The organism is Mucilaginibacter inviolabilis (assembly GCF_011089895.1).
In the GTDB taxonomy this organism is placed as follows: domain Bacteria; phylum Bacteroidota; class Bacteroidia; order Sphingobacteriales; family Sphingobacteriaceae; genus Mucilaginibacter; species Mucilaginibacter inviolabilis.
In genome coordinates this window covers 1-25,383 of record NZ_JAANAT010000001.1, presented here as the reverse complement: position 1 = coordinate 25,383, position 25,383 = coordinate 1, and the positions used below count along the sequence as shown (strand labels likewise).

The window sequence follows — 25,383 nt, the reverse complement described above, 5'->3', positions numbered from 1 at the left end:
TATCAGGATGGTTCCGTTTAAATATCGATGGTTACTTATTCTTTTGTAAATGAGTTGTATAAACTCTCAGGAAATTGTGCAGTTACGTTCCGAAGCTTTGCCGGTATATATGTCCATGGAAAGTTTAACTTTTTAGGGTATTGTTTACGACTCGTTGTCGCTGATATATCTTTTCGATCCGGTAGATTATCCAGCCCGATTATATTACCACTGAAGTTGTTATTATTAAAATTCACATGACTATACTGCTTTGGCGACCTGGTAAAAACAGCTGAAGTTTTACCGGTATACACAAAATAATTATCTTCAAAAACAACATGTTCAGGTATCCCATTTTCAATATCAGCGGCTTCGATAGTGAACGATTTGGGCGCATCATTATAAAATATATTCCCTTTAACTAGTGTACTGTCTGTTACCCCGGCAAAATTAAAAAGCCGTTTACGGTTCAAGCCATCATTTACGCTAAGGTTGTATTGAATGATATTGCCAGTGGTTTTGACATTGTCTTTATTGATCAAATCAGATATTACCAGCATAAAACCGCCCTCATTGTCATGGCTGTAGTTGTACTGGATAATAGTATTTCTGGAATTACCATCAATATCAAAGGATTGCCCGTCATTGGCCCAGTTACCGTTTTTGGTGTAGCCTACCTCATTGTACTGGATAGTAGTATGATCGCTGCTGTGAGGCCATATAGCCACCGCATTGTCCGTTGCCCTGCTGCGGATATGAAATAGCTTATTGTGCTCCACCATTGCGGTATCAAAGGCTTTTACCACGATACCGTCGCCACCAATATCTTCCAGCTGGCAATTGCGGATAAGTAGGTACTTATTAGGGAACCAGTTAGTTCTGAATGAGAAAGTTCCATTACCGCGGATGCCGTTACGGTCGACCCGCTCTACTTTGCAATTTTCGATTTGCAAATGTTCAATATTACTTGGTTTAGGACCCCGGCAATCCCAAAAGATGCCGCAGCCTTCGGCAGAACCTTTTTTGTTATCGCCATTAATATCATGAATATACAAGTTGGCCAGCCGGATATGGTGCAGAGTACCAATATCCTCGGCCATAATCCGAACACCGGTAGGACCTATTTTCTGAGCCGCTATGGTATTATCCAGGTTAGAGGCTGCTATGTACTCCACCACTATATATTGCAGGTTACGCAGCAATATAGCATCACGGAAATGACCACCCGCTTTTATTTCGGGCAAGGCTCCTGAGCCGTAGGCGCCAAACACTATCGGGGCCTTTGCATTTCCCGAGCCTGATGGAGCCAATTGCCCTTCCCAAACGCCACCACGAGCAAATAATACGCTATCGCCAGGCATAAAAGTATGTTGATTTACGGGAGCCAACGATCGCCAAGCCTTTGCGCGACTCAATCCGTCGGAGGCATCGTTACCGGTTTTGTTGTCGATATAGTAGGTGCCAGCATAGGTGTACAAAGTGGCACAAGTTGCAATTAGTAGTAGTAATATTTTTTTCATATGTTTTGTTGATGATGACAGCTCGCCGGTGTGCTTATCGGTAGTCTAAAAACTTTTTAAACCTTAAATTTTAACACTTTTTTAGTCAAAAACGGGGTAAAAACGCTTGTTTTTTGGCCACTTTAACTAAATTTTAACGCCATTTTAACACTTTTTAACAAATTTTCGACGGGTTTTGAAAGGTTTAAAAAGTATTAATTTACTGATATTCAAATAACTAAATACAAATCGATCAATTTTTGACCTTATTTTCCTTAACCAAAACGGCCCGGTTTCCTTTTTTTAAGAAGAAAACCGGGCCGTTGTATATACAAATATACCCAAATTTTGGGGCATTAAAAAGCAATTGGCGATGAATTTCAGGCCCTACAAAGCGGCTCTGTATAGCATGCGATTGCTTCGTTCCTCGCAATGACATGTTTTTTATTTTACTTAACATCATCATTAATTGCTTTTTGTTATGCCGCTTTTATCTTCCAGTGTCCATTCGCAGGTGTCCTGTAAAACCTTTCCATCCGCAGTAGCGCTTACCTCAATTTTGTTTTTTCCTTTGCGCAGCGGGACGTTTTCCCAGCGGATGATGTGAAACCCGTCGGGCTCACCATTGGCAATGAAAGCTCCATTAACCCTTAGCTTTACATGCGCTATGGTACTGTATATTTTAATAACCGTAGCCTGCTGTGTTCGTACCTCGTTCCTGCGGTCAGTGATATAGAGCATGGGTTCGGGGTTCCAGTTGGCTTTGTAAAAATAGAAAGCATCTTTTTTTACTTTCCGGTCATAGGTAACCAGGCCTTTGTCGTTGATGCCGGAGGTATCCCCTTCTGTGCGGATGGATGAGCCAAAATCGGCCAGTGCCCATACAAACTTACCCCAGATAAATGGCCTTTTATTTAGCTCCAGCCAGTTCACTTCGTGGTAGCTGGTTTGCCACTCTTCCGGATGAAACCTTCCGTCGGCATCTGGTTTAACATTGTTCTCGGTATGCTTAAACGGACTGCCGCCTGCTCCGTATTCGCTTACGGCAACGGGCTTTTGCGGATAATTGCGATGCGCTTTATCGGCCCAGGTACCTATCTGCTTAAATTCACCATCGTACCAGCCATAGTATTTATTCCAGGCTATCAGGTCGGATACCTCGTTAAAGCGGTCGCTATCTAAAAACGTAGCGCAGGTGGTCGGCCTGTTCGGGTCTTCTTTTTTCGCCAAAGTATTCAGCTCTTTAATAAATGGTACCGGGTCGTCATGATCCAGTTTCAGCTCATTAAATAATCCCCAGAAACAAACCGATGGATGGTTATAATTCTGGCGGATCATTTCGGTAAGCACCTGCCGGGCCTGTTGCTCCAATTCCGGGTTCTTTAAATATCCCGCACCGGTATACCCTCCCGGGCCAACCAATGGGATCTCCGACCATACCACCATGCCACTCCTATCGCACAAATCATAAAAGTATTTGCCATGCGGGTAATGTGTTAAGCGAAGTGCGGTAGCGCCTATTTCTTTGATCAACTGCATATCCCTGTCATAATCAACGGTATCTAAGGCCGAGCCTTTCCCTTCTACATCCTCATGAAAACCCACACCGTGCAGATCGAGGTATTTACCATTCAGGGTAAAACCTTTATTGGCATCTATGTGATAATATCTTAACCCTAAAGGCTGTACTACCTGATCGATCAACTGCCCGTTTTTGAGCAGGCTTACCTGTACACGATATACATAAGGATCTGTCTTTCCGTTCCATAAATGCGGTTGTTTCAGGCTGATGGTTTGTGTAGCAGTCAGGCCATTACTTACAACATTGGTAACCGAAGCAACAACATGCTCCTGCGCATCAACCATGTCCGACCTGATCTGTAACCCTGCTATAGTTGCTACCGATAGCTTGGTTAAAATATTCACCGTAGCCGATTGCTCAGATACCGATTGGGGTGTGAGATAAACACCCGGCGAAGCATGATCCAAAGGCGAGATACAATCTTTCGAGGTAACCAGTAAGGAAACCGGCCGGTGGATGCCTCCATACACATTAAAGTCGCCGCATAGCGGCAATACATCCGTTCGCGCAGCATTGCTCACCTGTACTTCTACCTGGTTTGCTTCACCAGGTTTCACAAAGCCTGTGATCTCTACACAAAAGGCCGTATAACCACCTTTATGCTCCGTAACAAAATGCTTGTTTACCAGCACCGTTGCCACAGAATTGGCACCTTCAAAATATAAAAACAAGCGTTTATTTTTCCATGCAGGATCAATCGTAAAGCTTTTTTCATAAATACCGCTTTCCCTTTGGTAACTACCTTTACCCGATAGTACATCCTGCGCATTCCAGGTATGGGGCAACGTTACATTAAAAGTTTCCGGCTGTTTACGAACATCATAGGCCATGTGAAATTTCCAGTCGGTGTTGAAGCTGATGGTTTGGCGGGAGGGGGTAATTGCAACTCGCAGACGACTCACCCCACCTGCGCTTCGCTGGGCGACCCTCTCTCCGGCTGCGCCGCATAGAGGGTGGGGAAACTTTTTTTCAAATCCCCTCTTTCCGCCGAAGGCGAAGAGAGGGGGACCGAGCGCAGCGATGGTCGGGTGAGTCGGATGTGCGATATGATGAACCGCACCTGATGATGGGGCACCCGTACCAGCAAACAGCAGCAAAAAGAGATAAAAATATCCCGATAGTAATTTATTCATATAAGATGTAGAGAGAGGATAGAAGCAAGAACAGAGAGTCAAGAATCAAGATTATTCGCCGCTTTAAGATCAGCTTATGGTTTTTCTTGATTCTTAACTCATATCTCTTGATTCTCTTTTTAGTTTATCCAACCGGCGTTTTGTTTCAGATTCGGGTTTCTTTGTGTTTCTACCAGCGGGATGGGCCAGGTATAAATATAATCGCCCTGAAAAGAATAGGTATACACATTGGCACCCCAAACTTGTTTTACACCATTGCCTGCGTAAAACACTTTCGCTTTCCATGATTGCCACCTTAACTCATCAAAATAATTGATGCCTTCGTTCGGGAACTCTACACGGCGCTCATTCCTGATGCGCTCGCGCAGATCGGCCTGCCCAGCCACCATGGTAGCGGCGCTTGAATTTAATAAAGCCACACCAGCCCTTGTCCTCACCTCGTTAACTTTGGCAACGGCATCGGCTGTTAAACCTTGTTCATTCAAAGCTTCGGCCCACATCAGCAGCACATCAGCATACCTGATCAGCGGGAAATCGGTAGGTCCATATGCCCTGTTAATGAGTTCGGCGTTACCTTCGTAAACAAATTTCCGGTACAGGTAATAAAAATAGCTTTGAGTATCGGTACGTAAATCGCCACCCAACGCAGCTTCGGCACGATATGGCCAGCGTGAAGTTACAGTTGCATTGTTTGAACCAAATACGCCATTATAAGTAGCATATGGGGTAATTACATTGGCAGCCAAACGAGGGTCGCGGTTAGCATAAGCCTGTAGTATGCGGGCCTCGTTACCTGTTGGTAAATACAAACTCATTTGCGCCCCCCTGGTTGTAGCGGCAACTATTTCGGCAGCCGTAAGATTGTTTCTTAAAAAAAACACTTCCCGCTGGGCAGGAGTCATACCAGAATAACCTGGCAAAACCGAATCCCAGTTAAAAGGCGAACCATCCAGGTTCTGGTAAAGATCAACCAGGTTGGGCGATACCAGGTAATCATTCCAGCAGGAACCAAAAGAGGAGCGCGTACCGCAGAACCATTGCGTGGTTGAACCATAACCGGTGGTTCCGCCACCTGCAACGGCTACGTTCTGAATAGAAAATATCATCTCGCTGCATTGCTCATTGGCGGCCTTAAACAGCGTGGTATAATTAGCAAACAGGGCATATCCGGCCGATTTTACCATGGCGAAATCGGCAGCAGCCAGATCCCATTTTTGCAGATACAAATAGGCTTTGCCACGCAGCGCGTAAGCCGCGCCTTTGGTAACATGGCCATAGTTGGCTGCCCCTGCCGCGTAGATGGAAGGAAGGTTGGGCTCATTGATAGCGTCAGTTAAATCGGCCACTACCTGATTCCACACATCAGCTTCAGACGAACGGGCTTTGGTAGCCTGGTCGGCAGTGAAAGGCTCCAGATAAATAGGTACACCTTTCCATAACTGGTTTAAGCGCAGGTAAAAATAGGCCCGCAAAAATTTACACTCCGCTACATAACGCGCTTTTTTCGCCGGATCGGAAGGCGATTTTAGTGGTATATTTTTGATAGCGTCATCTGAACGTTGTACACCTTCATACAAATTTTGCCATGTACTGCTGTAAATTCCGTTACCGGTAGTTATGGTGCCAGATAACATGGATTCCTGGCTGCGGGTTTGCCCGGTAAAACCAAAGCGATCCATCATATATAACTCCAGACCCGAATCGCCTCCAGAGTTTTCGCCTAATCTCAATGCCTGATATACCCCGGTAACACCCAGATCGGTTAAATTATCGGTTGTCCACATATTGGATGAGGCAACAGAAGAATAAGGCGATGTATCAAGCAGGTTTTTCTTGCAGCCCGTTACTATGGCTACAGTTAATATCAATATAAATATCTTCTTCATCGTTTTTTTATTTAAGCTTAAAAAGCAGCATTTAAACCAACAGAGTATTGACGCATGGTTGGATAACCCACACTTGGGCCTATTTCTGGATCAAGTCCAGGGTACTTGGTTATCGTGAATAAATTCTCAGCGGCTACATAGATCCTGATTTTACTTAATGACCATTTCTGGGTTAGCCTTTTTGGAAGTGTATAGCCTAATTGAACATTCTTCAATTTTACGTACGATGCATTATACAGATAGAAATTGCTGGCTACCGCGGCATTCTGCACATCAGAGGTGTTTTTTAAACGTGGATAATATCCGTTGATATTATTAGCCGGGTCTGATGGATTGGCATCATTGTAATAATAGTGATTATTGGCTACCAGGGTACTTACGGCATTACCTAAGGAAACAATGGAGTTATTATAGCCGGTATCATTCCAATAATAATACATGCCAAAGCTTCCGGCCCATATCATAAAGCAATCAAAACCTTTATAGGATACATTGAACTGTAAGCCGGCATTATATTTTGGCGTGGATGACTTATTGGTAAGCTGGGCGTCATAACTATTACCATATACACCATCGCCATTGCTATCTGCATAGATCAAATCGCCATAATAGATCTTGGTTTTGCCAATACCATTGGCTGGTTGAAATTTATAACCTGCGTTCATCATACTCTGCAACCAGGCCAAATCCTGCGGTGTACGGATCATACCATCTTTAGGGCCGCCATTTTTATTTACAGAGCCATCTGCATTGTAGTAACTTCCATTTCCTTTATACACCGGGTACAGGTAGTACTCGTTAATAGCATGTCCCTGTATAACCCTGGTGGTACCTCCGCTCGAAACCTGACCAATGTTTGATGAATAAACCTGGTTTCCATTGGCATCGGTGGTGTAACCTTGCTGCAGGGTACCATTATATTTTTCGACCCGGTTAAAGTTGTAGGCAAAATTACCAGACACGCTGTAGCTTAAACCGCCGGTTTGGCCACGATAACCCAAGGTAACCTCGATACCTTTATTGGATACCTCGGCAATGTTTTGTGTAGCCGCCGTGGCCGTACCAACTGTTAATGGTATGGTTGGAGTAAATAAGATACCGGTGGTATATTTACGATAAGCATCAATCTCAAAATTCATTTTACCTTTAAACAAGGTTCCATCCAAACCTATGTTGCTGGTGGTGGTAGTTTCCCACTTCAGGTTGGGGTTAGCAAATTTTGTTTGAGCCAAACCGGTTACCGCAGCCCCGTTGTAAGAATAAGCAGTAGGGCTATAAGTGGCCAGATAATCATAATTACCCAATGCAGCATTGGAGTTTAGCACGTTGTTACCTGTTTGTCCCCAGGAGGCACGAAGCTTTAAGTTGCCCACATATTCATTCACGTTTTGCATAAAGGGCTCTTCAGAGAGGCGCCAGCCAGCAGCAAAGGCAGGGAAAAAACCCCAGCGGTTAGCCGGTGCAAATTTGGATGACCCATCATACCTGAATACCGCTTCCAGCAGGTAGCGTGATTTATAATCATAGTTTAAACGACCGAAGAACGATCTCAAAGTATAATCATAGGCGTCGCCTGTGGCAGCTGTTGGTGTAGTTGCCGAACTCAAGGTGGTAATTGTAGGGTCGATGAGACCTAATTTGGTAGCGTCGAAATAGTAATATTTGTATTGGTACTGATCATAACCTACCAAAGCGCCAATGGTATGATTTTTAGCAATAGTGGTATTATATCTCAATACGGCGTCGAGTGTGATGAGGTAATTCTTATTAAAATCATAATAAGTGCTCAGCTGCGATGGCGCGGTTGCTGCCTGTTTTAGGGTATTGGTCGAGAAATCCCATTTTTCGAAAGGAATGCTGTAGGAATTATTCTCCTCGAAACGGGTCTGATAATTAAACTTGGTTTCCAGGGTTAAACCTTTATACAGGTCGACATTAGCAAAAAGCGTAGTATTGATCCTGGATTCCTGGTCGCTTCCGCCGGTTGAGGTTAAATAACTCAGGATATTATTAGCGGTTGATGATTCTTCGGGAGCCGAAGGGAAACCATATTTACCGTTATAATAAGGATAAACACCCGGTGTAGTTTGCCTTAAATAGTTAAAGGCATTACTGGTGCTAGCCAGGCCAAAAGTTTGCAATGAAGCAAATGTTTGTGTACCCACGGTTAAAAATTTGGTTGCTTTGGTCTGCAAATTCACCCGGAACTGGTACCTGTCCGATCCCGTATTTTGCATAGTGCCCGGGTTGCCCGTATAACCAGCTGATAGCAGGAACTGGGTAGTTTCATTACCGCCGCTGATGGATAGGTTATGATCCTGTAATACATTATTCTGAAAAATTACTTTTGCCCAGTTGGTATTAGGGTAAGCAATATAATTGGGTACGCCAATGGCATTTAACCCGTTAGGATCGGCATCAGCTTTTTGCCACTGGGCTATAGTAGCCGCGGTATAAACCGGTGTTTGACCCAGGTTTTGGTAACCTTCATTCACCAATTGCATGTGCCTCACATAATCGGTCACAAATGAAGGCAGGTTGCTCGGGTTGGTTTTGGAAGCGATACCGGTATAAGTTACCGTGGTTTTATTTTTGCTCCCTTTTTTGGTGGTCACCAGGATAACACCATTGGCAGCCAATGAACCATATATAGAAGCCGCGGCGGCATCCTTTAGTATAGAAATGCTTTCTATATCGTCCGGGTTTACAGCATCTAAAGTGCCTTGTATACCATCGATAACTACAAGGGCATTGTTATTATTCAAGGTTCCCATCCCCCTGATGCGAATGGTGGCACCGTCGGAACCCGGTTTACCAGAACTTTGCATCACCGATACACCTGCACTCAAGCCTGTTAAAGCCGATGACACATTGGTTACCGATCTGTTTTCCAGATCTTTTGCACCAATAGTGGCTACTGAACCTATCAGGTTAACTTTTTTCTGGGTTCCGTAACCCACAACTACCACATCGTTAAGACTGGTGCTTTGTTCGGCCAGTACAACATCCACCACCGGCGGACTACCCACAGCTTTTTCCTGGGTAATAAAACCAATATAGGAAAACACCAGTATGGCATTATTGTAAGGTACACTAATTGTATAAGTACCTTTCGCATCCGTAACCGTACCGTTCGCGGTACCTTTTAATTTAACGCTTACCCCGGGTAGCGTCTCCCCTTTGCTATCTTTTACCGTACCCGAAATCTTTCGCGTTTGGGCGTAGGCGCTGCCAATAAACAAAGTAAGTATCATAAGGGTTGCAAGGAGATTTTTAAAACACTTTACCATGCGCACACCCTGGCAATTCAATGAGTAAATTTTATCCATCTTAATTCAATAAGTTTTAAATTTTGTTGGTGTATGATCATTAAAAAGGCACATATCTGCACCTTTACTCAGTTCCCGATTCCTGACCGGCGGGAATAAAAAGGACATTAAGCCGCAATACCCGGATGGGTTAATAAAATGTCTTCTCTTTCATAATTTGTTTTGGAGGTTTCAACAAATTTGCTGTTATCGACAGCAGAGGGAGGGGTAAAATCCTAAGGAAATAGGGGTAAAATTCTAAATGGCCTTACCAATAAGGCTTATAAGGCCTATATTTTAGACAGATGGTCAGATTAAATTTTAATAAGGCAGGATCATCCAACTGTAAATAATGGATTATTCCGGGCAGAAAATCCGTAAACATATGAGGAGGTTGTCTAACTTCGGCCACTATATCATCGTTGCTTATTTATCGTGAAGAATCATATCAATAATGTTTATATCGTAGGTCTGGGTGCAATGGGCGGTATGTATGCAGCCAAATTACAGGATATAACCCCCGGTCTGGTCAAGATCATCGCTTCTCCTGAGCGTATCAAAAACTATCAAAACGCAGATATCAGGATTAACGGAAGCTCTTATAAATTCAATTATGTTGAACCCGGCGACCGTTCTCAGCCTCCTGCCGATCTTATCATTGTTGCGGTAAAGGCCCCACAACTCGCTGCCGCCATAAACGATTTGAGCACATTTGTGGATGAGGACACCATTGTTATTTCGTTACTCAATGGCATATCCAGCGAAGAACAGATAGGCGAAACAATCGGGATGAAGCATTTACTTTTTGCCTATGGCGTGGGGATGGATGCCGTTCGCGAAGGTAGTACGATCACCTACTCCAATCCTGGCCGGATAGTTTTTGGCGAAAAGGATAATAGTACGCTTTCCCAAAGGGTACAGGCTGTAAAAGAATTATTTGAAAAGGCTGGTATCCCCCATCATATCCCTGCTGATATGTACAAGGCACTCTGGTTTAAGTTTATGATGAACACCGGCATTAACCAGGCATCAGCCGTACTGAAGGCAACATACAGTCAATTTCAGCAAAATAAGGAAGCCCGTAAACTCATGCTGATGGCCGCCGAAGAAGTAATAGCGCTGTCGCATCAAATGGGTATTTTCCTGGGTCAGGACGATATGGATGAATTTACACGCATAGTTGACGGACTTGGCCCCGAAGGAAAAACTTCCATGTTACAGGACATCGAAGCCGGGCGTAAAAGCGAAGTAGACCTCTTTGCCGGAAAGGTGATAGAACTTGGCCACAAATACCAGGTACCCACCCCTGTTAACGAAACGTTATATACCATTATCCGGGCATTGGAAACCAGCCGGGGTGTTATGTAGAGACGCATCACATGCGTCTCCTTTTGACAAACTATTCCTAATTCTGTACAGTTTGAGACGCATGTGATGCGTCTCTACAGGAATGCAATCCTCTATTTTAAATTTTGTTTGTATAAAACTTTTTATACTTTTGTTTTAGTGTTATATTAACAATTAATATTTTACAACCAGTTATAGCTATTTATTAACCGCTCTGTCGTTTCATTGCTGATGTTCTTTAATTAAATAATCATCAGCAGATATTTGGCGATAAGCACTTCAATGTCAATTAAAATAAGTGTTATAAAAACACTAATTATATATGAATAAAAATCAATGGGTGATTGGGGTGGACTATGGATCTGATTCTGTACGCTCCGTTATTGTAAATGCTGCAAATGGCCAGGAAGTAGCATCGTCTGTATATGAATACCCCCGCTGGCGTGATGGCCTGTTTTGCGAACCGTCCATAAACCAGTTCAGGCAGCATCCGCAGGATTATATAGATGGCCTGGAAGCAACAATAAAAGATTGTATTGCGAAGGCAGGCGGTACCGGCATTGTTGATTCTATCAAAGGCATATCCGTTGATACCACAGGCTCCACTCCCGTTGCGGTTGACGCTTACGGTACCCCTCTGGCTTTAACCCCCGGTTTTGAAAATAACCCGAACGCCATGTTTGTGTTATGGAAAGATCACACCAGTGTTAAAGAAGCAGCCGAAATCAATGCCCATGCCGCTTTATTTGATATCAATTATCTCCAATATGTGGGTGGCATCTATTCATCCGAGTGGTTTTGGGCTAAGTTATTGCATGTTTTGAGGACTGACGTTTCTGTAAGAAATGCAGCCGCTTCCTGGGTGGAGCATTGCGACTGGATACCTTTTTTACTTACAGGCGGTACTGATGTTAAAGCCATTAAACGTGGGCGCTGCTCCGCCGGGCATAAAGCCCTGTGGGCCGAAGAATTTGATGGCCTGCCTCCCGATGATTTCTTTTCGTCGCTTGACCCATTATTAAAAGGATTTACCGACAAACTTTATAAAGATACCTACACCGCCGACCAGGCAGCCGGCACACTAAGCGCCGAATGGGCAGAACGTTTGGGTCTGTCAACAACAGTTGTAGTGGGTACTGGTGCTTTTGACGCGCACATGGGGGCCGTGGGCGGGCAAATTGAACCTTATTATTTGAGCAAGGTAATGGGTACATCTACCTGTGACATTTTGGTTGCCCCAACGGCTAACATGCAAGGTAAACTGGTACACGGTATATGCGGACAGGTAAATGGCTCGGTTATCCCCGACATGGTGGGTTTAGAAGCCGGGCAATCGGCCTTTGGCGATACTTATGCCTGGTTTAAAAACATGATTTCATGGCCCATTAATCATTTACTGTCCAAATCAAAAATAATTGACGAGGCCACAGTCAAAGCGTTGAAAGCTGAGCTGAGCGATCTGATTATTCCTGAACTGAGCAAACAGGCTGCATTGATTCCAGTTGATACACCCAATGAATTGGCTGTCGATTGGTTTAATGGCCGGCGTACACCAGATGCCAACCAGGAACTGAAGGGAGCCATAATCGGATTGAGTTTAGGCAGCGATGCGCCCCGGGTTTTCCGTGCCCTGGCAGAAGCAACCTGTTTTGGAGCAAAAAGCATTGTGGACAGGTTTATTAGCGAAGGCATACTAGTTAAGGGGATCATCGGTATTGGCGGTGTGGCCAAAAAATCACCTTTTGTGATGCAAATGATGGCCGATGTGCTGGACATGCCTATCCGTATCCATCAGTTTAAACACACCTGCGCCCTGGGTGCAGCCATGTTTGCCGCCGTGGTAGCCGGTATATATCCAACCGTTGAAGAAGCCATGACCGCTATGGGTGGCGGCTTTGATGAAGAATATTATCCTAACACTGATCTTAAGGATATTTACAGTAGCCGGTATGGGCAATATAAACATCTCGGGGAGTTTGTAGCCTGGCAAATAGCTAAAACCGCAGAAGCCGAACTTCAAAACAATTAATCCCATGAGCAGGTATCAACATATCAAACAAACGGCTTATGAGGCAAACATGCAATTACCTAAATTGGGACTGGTACTGTTCACTTTTGGCAATGTAAGCGCTGCCGACAGGGACCTGGGTGTTTTTGCCATCAAACCCAGCGGTGTCCCTTATGATGAACTTACACCTGAAAAAATGGTGATCGTTGATTTTGATGGCAATACGATAGAAGGCAGTCTGCGCCCATCATCAGACACTAAAACACACGCTGTTTTGTATAAATATTGGGCAGGCATTAGTGGCATTGTACACACCCATTCCACTTATGCCACGGCCTGGGCACAGGCACAGCGATGTATTCCCATTTTCGGTACAACTCATGCCGATCATCTAACTACCGACATTCCCTGCGCACCGCCCATGGAAGACAATAGGATAGCCGGAGATTATGAATATCAAACGGGTTTCCAGATCATAGATTATTTTAAAGAGAACGGGCTTGATTATAAAGAGATTGAGATGGTATTGGTAGGCAATCATGCCCCTTTTACCTGGGGAAAGACTGCCGAAAAAGCGGTTTATAACAGCGCAGTTTTGGAGGCCGTTGCGCACATGGCCCATTTAACAGAACAAATAGATAATTATGCTCCCCGTTTAAAAGATTCGCTCATCAAAAAACATTATGAGCGCAAACACGGGCCCGATTCTTATTACGGTCAATAATACAACCATGAAATTATCCTATTTACTCCTATTTGCCACGGGCATTCTGCTCAACGTTAAAATCTCGGCACAAACAAAAATAGCTGCTACACCACCCATGGGCTGGAATAGTTATAACTGTTTTGGCTCGGCCGTTCACGAGGATGAAGTTAAAGCCAATACCGATTATATGGCCAAATACTTAAAACCATATGGCTGGCAATATATCGTGGTCGATTTTTTATGGTCATATGATAATCCTCCGGGCAGCAATATCGGCAACCCTTTTCAAAAACGGTTAGAAGATGGGTCATACATCCCCTGGCTAACCATGGATAAATGGGGACGATTAACGCCACAGCCCAACAAATTCCCATCGGCGTTTGGCGGTAACGGTTTTAAACCACTTGCCGATTATGTGCATGCTCAGGGCTTAAAATTCGGCATCCATGTAATGCGCGGTATCCCGCGACAAGCCGTATGGGCAAAGTCGCCGATAAAAGGCACCAACGGCATTACTGCCGATATGGTTGCAGACACCAATTCCAAATGCCCATGGATGAACCATATGTATGGGCTCGACATGAAAAAGCCAGGCGCGCAGGAATACCTGAACTCCTTATTAGAGCTATATGCCTCATGGGGCGTTGATTTTATTAAGGTTGATGACCTTTCCCGCCCTTACAGCGCAGCCGAAGTGGAAGGTTATAAAAAAGCGATCGATCAATGCGGCAGACCTGTAGTTTTAAGTCTGTCACCGGGCGAAACACCACTTAACCAAGCCACGCATGCTACCCAATATGCTAACATGTGGCGCATGGCCGATGACTTTTGGGATAACTGGAAAGAAGTGCTGCACATGTTTGATTATGCCAAAAACTGGGAAGGCGTTGGCGGCCCCGGTCATTGGCCCGATTGCGATATGATACAGATAGGCAAGCTATCAAAACGCGGTCCGGTTGGTGTTGAGCGATACAGCCGTTTTACCGAAGATGAGTTGTATACCCACATGACCTTCTGGAGCATATACCGTTCGCCCTTGATGCTGGGTGGTAACTTACCCGAAAACCGCGAACTGGAATTGAAGCTATTTACCAATGCTGAGGTACTCGCCGCTAATCAAAATGGCGAAAACCCACGCCAACTATACAAAAAAGACGGCGCTATGGTTTGGTATTCGCATGTACAAAATAGCAAAGACCTGTATGTAGCCTTATTTAACATTGGGGATGATGCTAAATCAGTCGCAGTAGATTTCACATCTCTAGGCCTCAAAGGCAAAGTAACCGTCCGCGATCTCTGGAAAAAACAAACCATCGGCCAATACAAAACAAACTACCAGCAAAATATCAATGCACATGGTGCGGCCCTGCTCAGATTATCATCTGATATCAAATAATTAAAAAAGTCGTGAATCACTAATTCACTAAATCAATAATTCAATAATTATAAAATGATCGACCTGAAAACATTTGAAGTTTGGTTCGTTACCGGGAGCCAGGATCTTTACGGTGAAGAAACATTAAAACTGGTTGCCGAACACTCGCAAAAGATCACCGCTGGGCTCCATAGCTCCGATAAAATTCCTGTACGCGTAGTTTATAAACCCGTTGTAAAAAGCACAGATGAAATATATACCACGCTGCAACAGGCAAACGTGGCCGAAAATTGCATTGGTGTTATTACCTGGATGCACACCTTCTCCCCTGCCAAAATGTGGATACGGGGTTTAAGCATCTTGAAAAAGCCGCTATTACACCTGCATACTCAGTATAACCGTGATATTCCGTGGAGCTCTATCGACATGGATTTTATGAACCTGAACCAAAGCGCCCATGGCGACCGTGAATTTGGTTTTATGGTATCGCGGATGCGCATTAACCGCAAAGTAGTTGTTGGGCACTGGCAGGATCCTGAAGTTTTAGCCCAGATAGATGCATGGACACGTGCCGCGGCTGGCTGGTACGACTGGCAGGGCGCCAAATTTGTACGCTTTGGCGACAACATGCGTTTTGTTGCCGTTACTGATGGAGACAAGGTGGAGGCCGAGCTAAAATTTGGCTTCTCCGTAAATACTTATGGCATTGGCGACCTGGTAGCGGTAATTAATTCAATAAGCGATACGGATATCAATACATTAACAGAAGAATATGAAGCTACATACACGATGGATGCTTCGCTTAAAAAAGGTGGCGATAAATATTCCTCTATTTATGAGGCCGCAAGGATAGAATTAGGATTGCGGAAGTTCTTAGTCGACGGTGGCTTTAAAGGTTTTTCAGACACCTTTGAAGACCTGCATGGTATGGTACAATTACCAGGAATTGCCGCCCAACGACTGATGGCCGATGGTTATGGTTTTGCCGGTGAGGGCGACTGGAAAACCGCTGCCCTGGTACGAGCTTTTAAAGTAATGGGAGCCGGATTAAAGGGCGGCAACGCTTTTATGGAAGATTACACTTATCATTTCGATCCGAATAACGCGCTGGTACTGGGCTCGCACATGCTGGAGGTAGATGCCTCTTTGGCCAATGGCAAAGTAACGCTAGAAGTTCATCCCTTAGGTATTGGCGGCAAAGCCGATCCGGCAAGGCTGGTATTTAATGTAGCAGGCGGCCCTGCGCTTAATGCGGCGCTGGTTGATATGGGTAACCGTTTTCGCTTGCTGATTAATGAGGTGGAAGCAGTTGAGCCCGTGAATGATCTGCCAAAGCTCCCTGTTGCCCGTGTGTTATGGAAACCATATCCAGATATGAGAACCGGGTGCGCTGCCTGGATATACGCCGGCGGGGCACACCATACCGCTTACAGCCAGAATTTAACTGCTGAACATCTCCAGGATTTTGCCGACATGGCGGGTATTGAATTTTTACGTATCGGAAAAGATACCCGCATAGACCAGTTTCGGAATGAGATCAGGTGGAACGAGGTAGCTTATAAATAGAGATAAGCCCCGGAGTAAATGTTTACTTCGGGGCTTATTATTCTTAACAATTCATCAAGCCAAATAAAACATTTCCTGTAATGGGGCGCTTTTGGGCGAATGATCGCTGTTACTTTCCATGATATCAGCCATATATTGCCACCATTTTTGCATCACCGGGCTTTCCGGAAGTTTATTAATAGTATTTAAATCAGTCGTCAGATAAGTGCCAAAAAGCATATTTGTTTCCTCGTCCAGGTAAATGTAATAGTCGCCGATACCACTTTGTTTTAACAGAGTAACCAGTTCGGGCCATATCTGATCGTGCCGCGTTTTATATTCCTGTGTTTTACCAGGTAAAAGATGCATCTTAAAAGCGACTCTTTGCATAACGGGTCTATTTTGGTTAAAGCAAATTTACTATAACTGATCTAAAATAGGTTTTTCGGATGTTTGTAAAAGAGTTTGTTCTGGCTTAAGCAGTTCTAAAACCTCTACCTCATTTTGTCCCTTTTTTAACCACTCCGCAGGTAAATATAATGTTTGCTGCGGCCCAACGTTCCAATATTTACCTAAGTTATGACCATTTACCCATACCAGGCCCTTACCCCATTTGCGCATATCCAGGTAGGTATCGGCAACCTTATTCAAATTAAATGATCCTTTTTCAATTACTGGTGCCGTACCTTTGTAAGCTACCGGCTGATATTTTAAACCGTTCAGATTTTTGAAAGGCAAACCATACATTTTCCAGCCAGTAAGCTCTTTCTGGTTAAATAACACCTTTTCTGTAATACCCTTTTTATTTTGTAAAAGATATTTGCCAAAATTAATCCGGCCCATATTTTCAACCAATATATCCAGCGTCACATTACCGGCAGGCAAGGTAACCGGTAAGCTATCCTGTTTTAAACGGCGATCAAGTGTGCCGATAGTTTTCCCGTTAACCATAACAATGGCATAATCCCTTAACCTCTGTAATTTCAGCAAACCACTTATGCCTCCTTTTACAGTAGTCCGATATAATACAAACCCATAGTCCTGGTTCAAATCCTCAAACGTAAGCGGCTTGGGGCTAGTCTTAGCTATCGGCAAATTCTGCAGTATGCTTGCCGACTGGGTAAGCTTTATGGCCGGGATCTGCACAGCGGGTTTAGCAACCGGAACCGGCGGCAAATGCACACCTGTCGGCAAATGCTTTTCGATCACACTTCTAAATGCCATAAATTTGGGTGTAGCATTACCAGCTTCATCTAAGGGGGCGTCATAATCATAGCTGCTTATCTGTGGCTCGTAGGGTGTTTCGTCTTTAAAATTGGCCCCGTTCATAAATGCGCGGGTAGTACCACCATGAAACATATACATATTGATGGAAATACCGGCAGCTAATACGGAGTCGAGCCGGCCGCTATATTGTTCCGCGGGTACAGTATGATGCTTTGTACCCCACCAATCAAACCAAGCCGGGTACCATTCGGCTATATAGTAAGGCCCTTTGCCTCCATGATTTTCGTTGATGATCTTTTTTACTTTCGCGGGATCATCCACGCCATTTATCGCTGGTAACAATCCCGGCAAATGCCCGTTTACCAGATCGGGCGCAGGATCACAGGTATAAAGCAAGCCATTAAAACCAGCTTCTTTAAATAGCTTTTGATTGATCTGCAGGTATTCTTTATCGCTACCGTATGATCCATACTCATTTTCTATTTGCACCATGAGGATATTACCGCCATGATTGATTTGCAGTGGTGCCAGCTGTTTGCCTACTTCTTTGATATATTTTTCATACTCTTTCAAATATTGCTCTTCTTTGCTGCGAACAACCAGACCCTTTTCGTTTTGCAACCAATAAGGATAACCACCAAACTCCCATTCGGCACAAACGTACGGACTTGGTCTTAGGATCACCCAAAGCCCCTCCTGTTGTGCCATTTTTACAAACTCGGCCACATCGTTATTTCCGCTGAAATCAAACTCGCCTTTCTGTGGTTCGTGCAGGTTCCAGAAAACATAGGTGCCAATGGTATTTAGGCCCATCGCCTTTGCCATTTTCATCCGGGCACGCCAGGCTTCACGAGGTACCCGGGGATAATGCATTTCGCCGCTGATCATTTGGAATGGTTTACCATCCAGCATAAAGGCAGTATCAGATAAAGCAAAGGAATGCTGAGTTTGTGCATGGGTATATAAAGCTATCAGCATTAAAATACCGGAACACAGGGCGTGTAACTTATTTCTTAAAAGCATAAAATTAATTGGTGGTGTTATTTTGTTAGGTTGTACCTGCTAAATACAGGCTTTTTCTGATAAAATAAAGGGGGTAAAATCGCAAATTGCAGGGGATATTTTCTTATAAACGGTCAAACACCAGGAGCAATGGTGTTGATGAATTAATTACCCTTGATTATTTTTCCACAATGGCGTACCAGATCTTTTAAAAAATCGCTTAAAATGTATTTTTGCCCGCTGTAAAACAGAATACCATTTTATGTCTGCTGAAGAAACTTATTCCCGAACCGGGGCCGACCTGGTCAGCATTGCTTCCAAATATATTTTGCTTGTAGAAAGCCGCAGAAATTTAAAAGGCCGCTGCCCCTTCCATGCAGATCAGGGAACCTCATTTATGTTATCGCCCGAAAAAAATATCTTCAAATGTTTTGGCTGCGGCAAAGACGGCGGCCCCATCGAGTTTATCATGTATATGGAGGGCAAAAGCCGAGAAGAAGCTATCGCGCAGCTGATAGGATCAGGAAATTAAAAAAAGGTACCACATGGTGTAATGCGATACCTTTTTTTAGAATGATGCATTAATGTAATTGAAATGCCCCAATGGTAGTTGTTCCACCACTAATCAAAAGAATGCCGTCATAATCAGTTTGGGATGGGTCGGTAATAATATTGATATCACCCAGTTTGGCAATAGTACTTAAGGCCGTCAAATGAAAATCCGGAGATGATGCAGTAGGATTTTTAAAATTAGGGTTAACATATTTTGATTTGCCGTCTTGTTTAGTGTCTTTCGTGTAGGCTGCAAAAGTATCATACGTTTTCTTTAACCAATTTACGCTTACATTATTCTGATCACCATCGGGCGAATAAAAACAATTAAAGTTGAACGTGTTATTTTGTTGCGGAGTTATCGGCGTAAGACTAAATAACAATGCCTGATTACCTGTGTAAAAAATATTGTTTTCCATTTTGCAATTTGTTGCCTTAGTGATCAAAACTTCTCCATTACCGTTCATACCGGTGTCGTTCATGTAAAGGGTGTTATTATAAAATGAACAATTCAATACCTGGCCAGTTGTTTTTACGTCATATCCGCCAAATGCAAGCCCTGAATCCTGGTTAGAGTAAAGTATATTTGAAACAACTGTAACATTGCTGGCCGATCCATTTTGCTCATTTCCTACTTCGATACCAAAGCCATTTTGATAGCTCAGATTCCTTTCAATTTTTATATCTCGTCCACCGTCCACATATATCCCGCCACTAGTGGAGTAGGCAGCAACATCCCTATAGCAGATATTTTGACGGATAATGCCATTTCTGGCCTGATCAAGCTGAGCATTTCCGCTTGTACCATAATTTCCAATTGCAGCAATGCCGATATTGGTATTATCATGCACCAGGCAGTGTGTAATGGAGAATCCGTCTATATTACCATCCAATGAAATTGCCTCACTGTAACCCAGTATATTATTACTTACCTCGCAGCTATCTATTACTAAATTGGTAACTGCATTAGCCTGCGTTGTTCCTTCTCCATAAACTATAAAAGCCTGAGCGTTCTGGCTACTATTTGGCTTGGTAGCAGCATTTGCCGTCCAATTAATTTGCGAGACTACCAGATGTTTAAAACTAAGTGCTGTAACTCCACCGTTCTCTGTGGCATCAACCAGAATTCCCTGTGCATTATTTTTCGTAAGATTTTTAATAGTTAGTCCTCTAAAATTAAGGTAGCTTTTGTCAACGATTTTTAATATCACATTGCCAGGCTTACCCGAACCATCTATAGTAACACTTCCGTTAGCGTAGTTAATAAAATTTATAGGTTTGCCGCTTAAGCCCGAAACATTAACTACAACATGCTCATTATAAACACCCCCAAGAATAGCAACTGTACTACCGGGTGTTGCACTATTACAGGACTTTTGGATTGTTTTCCAGGCCTTTTGCAATGATTTACCGTCATTGGCATCACTTCCATTTTTGCCATCTACATAATACATCGTAAGTGTGCTATCCGCTTTACCGAGACTATTGTCGGAACGGTGGATACCGGCAGACGATTTATTATCAATAAGTTGATTTTTATTGCAAGATGCAACAGGTAAAATAATTGTAAGCATAGCGAATTTCATAAGCAGCATGCTTACTTCCCTAAAATTTTTCATAGATGTTTTGTAGTTAAAAGATTAATAAATAAAATTGGTATAGATGTTTTTCTCAAACGAGCCTAGGGATGACTCGTACAATGCATACAAAACATTAAGCTTTATATACATTGCGGACAGCAATAAAAAACTATAATGCTCAAATGTATAAAAAATACTAAATATCAAAAGAAAAATACATAAGAATAATATAGCATTACCCTTTGATTAATCTTAATCATAAAGTATTATCACTTAGTAAAATATTTTCTATATCTGGTTACATAATACAATACAGCCTAACTTTAAGAGTTGGCACAAACCTTTTACTCAGATATCCTAATCAATCAAATGCCAGAATAATAAGTCTGAACCTGCTATATTTAATTACTAATTATATAGTCAGCAAAATTGCAAGAAGCTCATTTTGCAAGCTCACGCCCTTGTCTTCATTATACCATTTCTGTAACTCAATCTTTTTTTGCTGCATTTCTACGTGTTCTTCGAGCAACCGATTGTATAATAGCTGACACGCTGCTGGCCGTGATCCCCAAACAGCAAGGTCATGCTTTTCCTGATCGGCTATGATTAGCTTGGGAATCGTTTTTTTTCCATTGCTTAGGTATTGATCGATTAAAAATGGCGCGGTATCTCTTAATTGATAGTTTACCTTTATTAAAGGGTTCAGTTCTGATAACCGATGTATAAATGGCAATGAATGAGCCGCATCGCCACACCAGGGCTCGGTGATGACTGTCCAGAATTGCTGTTTCTTTATATTTTTTATCACAGCAACTAATTCCTCATTCAGTACACCAATCTTTAACCATCTTTGCTGCCGCGACCAGTTTAGTCTGGTATAATTCAAATAATCCGGGCTATCGTAAGGCGCTGGCGGATTAGGTCCGTCTAAAATGTCTTGAAAGAGCTGCTGATAAGCTAAAAAATCCATCGATTATACTTTTATTATTAAAAATGAGGTAAAGCCTGTTTTTCAACAGGCTTTACCCTGACTGGTAATTTACAAATGATTAATTGAAAACCGGTCAGTTTTTTGTCGAAGTTCTCTTAAAGTTAATTACGGCCAGCCATTACTCCACCATCAATGTCCCAAACAACACCTGTAACCCATGAGCTTTCGTCTGATAGTAAAAAACATATAGTTTTGGCGATATCCTCTGGCCTGCCTACCCTACCAATTGGATGAAATGAATTAAAACCCTGTAGTGTTTCTTCGATCTTCTCTTTTTCAATAAAAGCACCATAAATTGGAGTAACCACTACTGCCGGGGCTACTGCATTTACACGAACATGGTTTGCGGCCAGCTCCATTGCAAGATGCTGAGTTAAGCTATGCAGGCCAGCTTTAGCTAAGGAATAGGCTGATGAAGGCGTTGCCAAGACAGCCTGATGTGCCCACATGCTACCCACATTAACGATGCTGCCATACCCTTGTTTAATCATATTTTTAACTATTTGCTGGGTAATAAAGAAGGTTGCCTTATTCAGATCAAGATATTTATCATAATCGGCAGTGGTATGCTCAACAAATGTTTTGGGGTGAAAGACCCCGGCTGCATTGACCAGTAAGTCTGTTTTGTCCAAACTTTTAACATATTCGATAACTCTATTAACGTCTGTCCAGCTGGTTAGGTTGGCTTTAAAAGTTTTGACATATCCAAGTGTGGATAATTCTTTCTGGGCCTCATTTAATTTTGTTTGGTCATTGGCTATAATGGCTACCCATTCGGCACCTTGCTGCAATAATTCTTTAGCAGTAGCTTTTCCAATACCGCTACTCCCGCCAATGACAATGGCTGTTTTGTTTTGAAATTGATTGTTCATAAGAGAATCCTTTAAAATTTGCTCCTATGACTGGCTATCTGAAAAAAGATGCAGAAGAAATTAAAATATTTTTTCGAGTCGCATTTTTTCTGCCTGTAACTCCTTGCACTGAGGCTTAATATCAAAGCTGATCATTTCCCCATTCTCATCAAAGGTCACAGCACAGCATTCTAAAAAACGCTCTTTTAGCTTCACTCGTCCTCGTTGTATACGCGATTTGGTATTCGTTAAACTCAAGTCTAGTTTTTGGGCAATGTCTTTCTGGCTGATATCACCCAAATCATACATAGCCAAAGGAATCGCATATTCATCAGGTAACAGACGCAATAACGCTTTAATGTAAACTGATGCCTCACCTATTACAGATCCATTATTTTCCTCAGCAATCAGATCGTCCACCAATGGCTGCCGGTTGCCCGCTTTTTTATAATAGTCAATAATAGTATTAGTTGCTATTTTATATAACCAGGACTTAAGATAAAACACGGTTTTTCCCTTTGAACAATACTGATAACTTTTTAAAAGTACCTCTTGCAGCAAATCTTTAGCCTCCTCCTCTTCCAGAACCCGGTTCAGGATAAAGCGATAAAGAGATGATTTGTACTCTTCCCAAATTTCAAATATGTTACAGTCTTGTGTCAACGATATGGATGTTTTAAAGTATTTGACGCAAAGTTATAGATCAACTTGTAGTTAGTTTGTCATTATATATAAATAAGAATGCTTGCGAAGTAACTTATGGATAAGTTGTAAATTAGCTTAAAAGCAAAAACCTGTAAATCTTGAGATTTACATTCGGCAATCACCTTTTCTCTTTTAAAGGGTTATTAATTGCCCCCACCTGACTATCCATCGTCACGATAACTGCCAGTCCATTTTGAAAATCTAACGCGGTATCGAATTGCGGGGGGATCGCCATATTGCCGTTTTTATCCATATAGCCCCACATACGGCCTACCTTAACCGCCAGTAATCCCTCGTGGAAATTCAAATTGGAATCGTTGATACAATTGCCGGCATTACAAAGTGGTATTTTAGCAATTCGGTTGCCTGCTTTATCAAAGGTTAATAAATATCCGTCTTTGTTATCACCTGACTGGCCATCGACCTGAACAAGGACAACACCATCCGAACAACCTATGGGCTGTTTTTCAAACTGCGGTGCTAAAATTACTTTTCCATTTTTATTAACGATACCCCATATTGCCGAATAATCATCACCATTTGTAAATGCGGTGAGCCCCTCTCCCAGTTCTTTTATGCTTTTGGCAGAATCTAATGTACATAACACTTTTCCGGTGCTGTCAATTAAACTCCATTTAAAAGTTGCCGGGTCAGGCGGAAGTTTATTGTACATTTTGTTCAAAGTATCGTTACCTGTCATTTGTGCTGATACAACAGTATCCGTTACAATGAGCGCAACACCATCTGAAAAATCTCTCGCCATATAAAATTTAGGGGGGATAATCATTTTCCCAGAGGTGTCAGCATAGCCATACCTGTTTCCACGGTGAACCAATAATAATCCGCTATGAAAAGATGTCGGATTTGCTTTTATTTCATTATAAGCACCATTGTACATATTGTCAATTAAGGTATCGATCCGAACGAAAGAGCTATTCAATACCATCTTTCCTCTTTTATCAATATATTGCCACCGGCCACTTTTCTTTACGGCTGCCCGGTTAAACGAAAAATCTTTTACTTCATCAAACAGAAAAGGGATCTGCAGGGTTCCTGTTTTGTCGATAAAACCATATTTCAAATTATTATCAATGGTTTTACTCACCCAGGCCAATCCGTCATGAAAACTCCCGGCATCTTCATATATAGCTTTAACTACAAACTTTCCCGTATTATCTACAAATCCGGTCTTTCCTAATCCTATCTTTGCTTTTGCTACGCCCTCCGAAAATGATGAGATGGAACTGATCCCCTTTCCCGGCATTATGGCATATGCTACTTGTTGTGCACTTGCCGTCAACCCTGAAAGCATAAAAATATTAACTGCTAAAAAGTATTTAATAGAACACATATAGATAGATAACTAATAAAGAATAAATTCTGTTTAACAATTGTTTTAGGGGAGCTTTTATCTATTGAAGACCTTATATTACTACCGATGCCAGAGTTTTCTGCCGGAAAAACCCAATATTACCAACTCCCATAGTTTGACTTTTACTAATCGCCAATATTAATTTCGTTAATGAAAACAATGTCTATACCCTCATCTTACTCATACATCGAAGCACCTTTTAATATATCTGCGAATATCCGCCAGGAAGGGATGTCTGCATTAATTCCTGGATAAACATTATTATAATAGCCCTGTACATCTTCTGTATACATTTCCAAAGCTTCAAGAAAATCGCCAAGCTTAGTATTTTCCCATATACCTGGATTATTTTCAAACTGCTTGCGTAAGGAACCTAAAAACCTTATAAAGGATTCACGATCTACAACCTCTGTTGCTGATATTTCGTTACTCATAAATTCTAACTTTTCTAATCAAAGATAGTTATTGAGATACATAACACAGGGAATACAAGCTAGTCTCACCAGATAAAGCCACAGGATAAGGGCTATAGACGAAAAAGATATAAACCAGAAAAAAAGAGCAATAAAAAAAGCCTCAGATAACTCTGAGGCTTTAAGTTTTACACCATTTAAGGTGATAAGATTTGGCACCGACCTACTCTCCCACGTTTTACCGCAGTACCATCGGCTCTGGCGGGCTTGACTTCTCTGTTCGGAATGGGAAGAGGTAGACACCGCCGATATAGGCACCTGA

The 25,383-nt window shown here is 42.7% G+C and carries 18 protein-coding genes and 1 rRNA gene; 6 read left to right on the top strand and 13 right to left on the bottom strand.

The features are described 5' to 3' along the window. Positions 1 to 35: 35 nt before the first annotated feature. The 4 genes from G7092_RS00095 to G7092_RS00080 all read right to left on the bottom strand — a co-directional run bounded on the left by G7092_RS00095 (position 36) and on the right by G7092_RS00080 (position 9,408). On the bottom strand, positions 36 to 1,499 hold the full coding sequence (locus tag G7092_RS00095) for a right-handed parallel beta-helix repeat-containing protein (RefSeq protein WP_166084954.1): 1,464 nt from the start codon (positions 1,497 to 1,499) through the stop codon (positions 36 to 38). Between the two features lie 444 nt (positions 1,500 to 1,943). Continuing rightward, positions 1,944 to 4,193 (bottom strand): glycoside hydrolase family 2 protein, encoded by a 2,250-nt coding sequence (locus tag G7092_RS00090; protein WP_166084951.1) that lies wholly within the window; start codon positions 4,191 to 4,193, stop codon positions 1,944 to 1,946. Positions 4,194 to 4,312: 119 nt separating this feature from the next. Beyond that, positions 4,313 to 6,079 (bottom strand): RagB/SusD family nutrient uptake outer membrane protein, encoded by a 1,767-nt coding sequence (locus G7092_RS00085; RefSeq protein WP_166084949.1) that lies wholly within the window; start codon positions 6,077 to 6,079, stop codon positions 4,313 to 4,315. Positions 6,080 to 6,096: 17 nt separating this feature from the next. Next, positions 6,097 to 9,408 (bottom strand): SusC/RagA family TonB-linked outer membrane protein, encoded by a 3,312-nt coding sequence (locus G7092_RS00080; RefSeq protein ID WP_235953743.1) that lies wholly within the window; start codon positions 9,406 to 9,408, stop codon positions 6,097 to 6,099. A 414-nt stretch (positions 9,409 to 9,822) separates the two neighbouring features. Here G7092_RS00080 and G7092_RS00075 point away from each other — a divergent pair, with 414 nt between their 5' ends. The 5 genes from G7092_RS00075 (at position 9,823) to araA (ending at position 16,389) form a co-directional block, all read left to right on the top strand. Further along, on the top strand, positions 9,823 to 10,755 hold the full coding sequence (locus tag G7092_RS00075) for a ketopantoate reductase family protein (RefSeq protein WP_202985182.1): 933 nt from the start codon (positions 9,823 to 9,825) through the stop codon (positions 10,753 to 10,755). A gap of 301 nt (positions 10,756 to 11,056) precedes the next feature. Continuing rightward, positions 11,057 to 12,763, top strand: a complete 1,707-nt coding sequence (locus G7092_RS00070) for a ribulokinase (RefSeq protein ID WP_166084947.1) — start codon at positions 11,057 to 11,059, stop codon at positions 12,761 to 12,763. Positions 12,764 to 12,767: 4 nt separating this feature from the next. Then, positions 12,768 to 13,466: an L-ribulose-5-phosphate 4-epimerase gene (locus tag G7092_RS00065; RefSeq protein ID WP_166084944.1), complete on the top strand. Its 699-nt coding sequence runs from the start codon at positions 12,768 to 12,770 to the stop codon at positions 13,464 to 13,466. A gap of 7 nt (positions 13,467 to 13,473) precedes the next feature. Further along, positions 13,474 to 14,844: a glycoside hydrolase family 27 protein gene (locus G7092_RS00060; protein WP_166084942.1), complete on the top strand. Its 1,371-nt coding sequence runs from the start codon at positions 13,474 to 13,476 to the stop codon at positions 14,842 to 14,844. Positions 14,845 to 14,898: 54 nt separating this feature from the next. Further along, positions 14,899 to 16,389 (top strand): L-arabinose isomerase, encoded by a 1,491-nt coding sequence (gene araA, locus G7092_RS00055; RefSeq protein ID WP_166084940.1) that lies wholly within the window; start codon positions 14,899 to 14,901, stop codon positions 16,387 to 16,389. 54 nt (positions 16,390 to 16,443) lie between these two features. Here araA and rhaM read toward each other — a convergent pair whose 3' ends face one another. Both rhaM and G7092_RS00045 read right to left on the bottom strand, forming a co-directional pair. Then, complete coding sequence (gene rhaM, locus G7092_RS00050) at positions 16,444 to 16,758, bottom strand: L-rhamnose mutarotase (protein ID WP_166084939.1); 315 nt, start codon at positions 16,756 to 16,758, stop codon at positions 16,444 to 16,446. Positions 16,759 to 16,788: 30 nt separating this feature from the next. Continuing rightward, positions 16,789 to 18,618, bottom strand: a complete 1,830-nt coding sequence (locus tag G7092_RS00045) for a glycoside hydrolase family 35 protein (RefSeq protein WP_166084937.1) — start codon at positions 18,616 to 18,618, stop codon at positions 16,789 to 16,791. A 241-nt stretch (positions 18,619 to 18,859) separates the two neighbouring features. On the opposite strand from G7092_RS00045, the gene G7092_RS00040 reads away from it, so the two are divergent. Further along, complete coding sequence (locus G7092_RS00040) at positions 18,860 to 19,129, top strand: CHC2 zinc finger domain-containing protein (protein WP_166084935.1); 270 nt, start codon at positions 18,860 to 18,862, stop codon at positions 19,127 to 19,129. Positions 19,130 to 19,178: 49 nt separating this feature from the next. Here the strand turns inward: G7092_RS00040 and G7092_RS00035 are convergent, their stop codons facing one another. The 7 genes from G7092_RS00035 to rrf all read right to left on the bottom strand — a co-directional run bounded on the left by G7092_RS00035 (position 19,179) and on the right by rrf (position 25,383). Continuing rightward, the gene (locus G7092_RS00035) at positions 19,179 to 20,768 is read right to left on the bottom strand and encodes a right-handed parallel beta-helix repeat-containing protein (protein ID WP_166084932.1); all 1,590 of its coding nucleotides are present in this window, start codon (positions 20,766 to 20,768) and stop codon (positions 19,179 to 19,181) included. Between the two features lie 373 nt (positions 20,769 to 21,141). Further along, positions 21,142 to 21,699 (bottom strand): thioredoxin family protein, encoded by a 558-nt coding sequence (locus tag G7092_RS00030; protein WP_166084930.1) that lies wholly within the window; start codon positions 21,697 to 21,699, stop codon positions 21,142 to 21,144. A gap of 122 nt (positions 21,700 to 21,821) precedes the next feature. Next, positions 21,822 to 22,592: an SDR family NAD(P)-dependent oxidoreductase gene (locus G7092_RS00025; RefSeq protein WP_166084928.1), complete on the bottom strand. Its 771-nt coding sequence runs from the start codon at positions 22,590 to 22,592 to the stop codon at positions 21,822 to 21,824. Positions 22,593 to 22,652: 60 nt separating this feature from the next. Further along, positions 22,653 to 23,234, bottom strand: a complete 582-nt coding sequence (locus G7092_RS00020; RefSeq protein ID WP_166084926.1) for a sigma-70 family RNA polymerase sigma factor — start codon at positions 23,232 to 23,234, stop codon at positions 22,653 to 22,655. Between the two features lie 160 nt (positions 23,235 to 23,394). Beyond that, positions 23,395 to 24,627 carry a WG repeat-containing protein gene (locus tag G7092_RS00015; RefSeq protein WP_166084924.1) on the bottom strand — a complete coding sequence of 411 codons (1,233 nt, stop codon included), beginning with the start codon at positions 24,625 to 24,627 and terminating at the stop codon, positions 23,395 to 23,397. A gap of 197 nt (positions 24,628 to 24,824) precedes the next feature. Next, entirely contained in the window at positions 24,825 to 25,082 is a 258-nt protein-coding gene (locus G7092_RS00010; RefSeq protein WP_166084922.1) for a DUF7660 family protein, read from the bottom strand. Between the two features lie 189 nt (positions 25,083 to 25,271). Continuing rightward, positions 25,272 to 25,383: ribosomal RNA gene (rrf, locus tag G7092_RS00005) — 5S ribosomal RNA — on the bottom strand.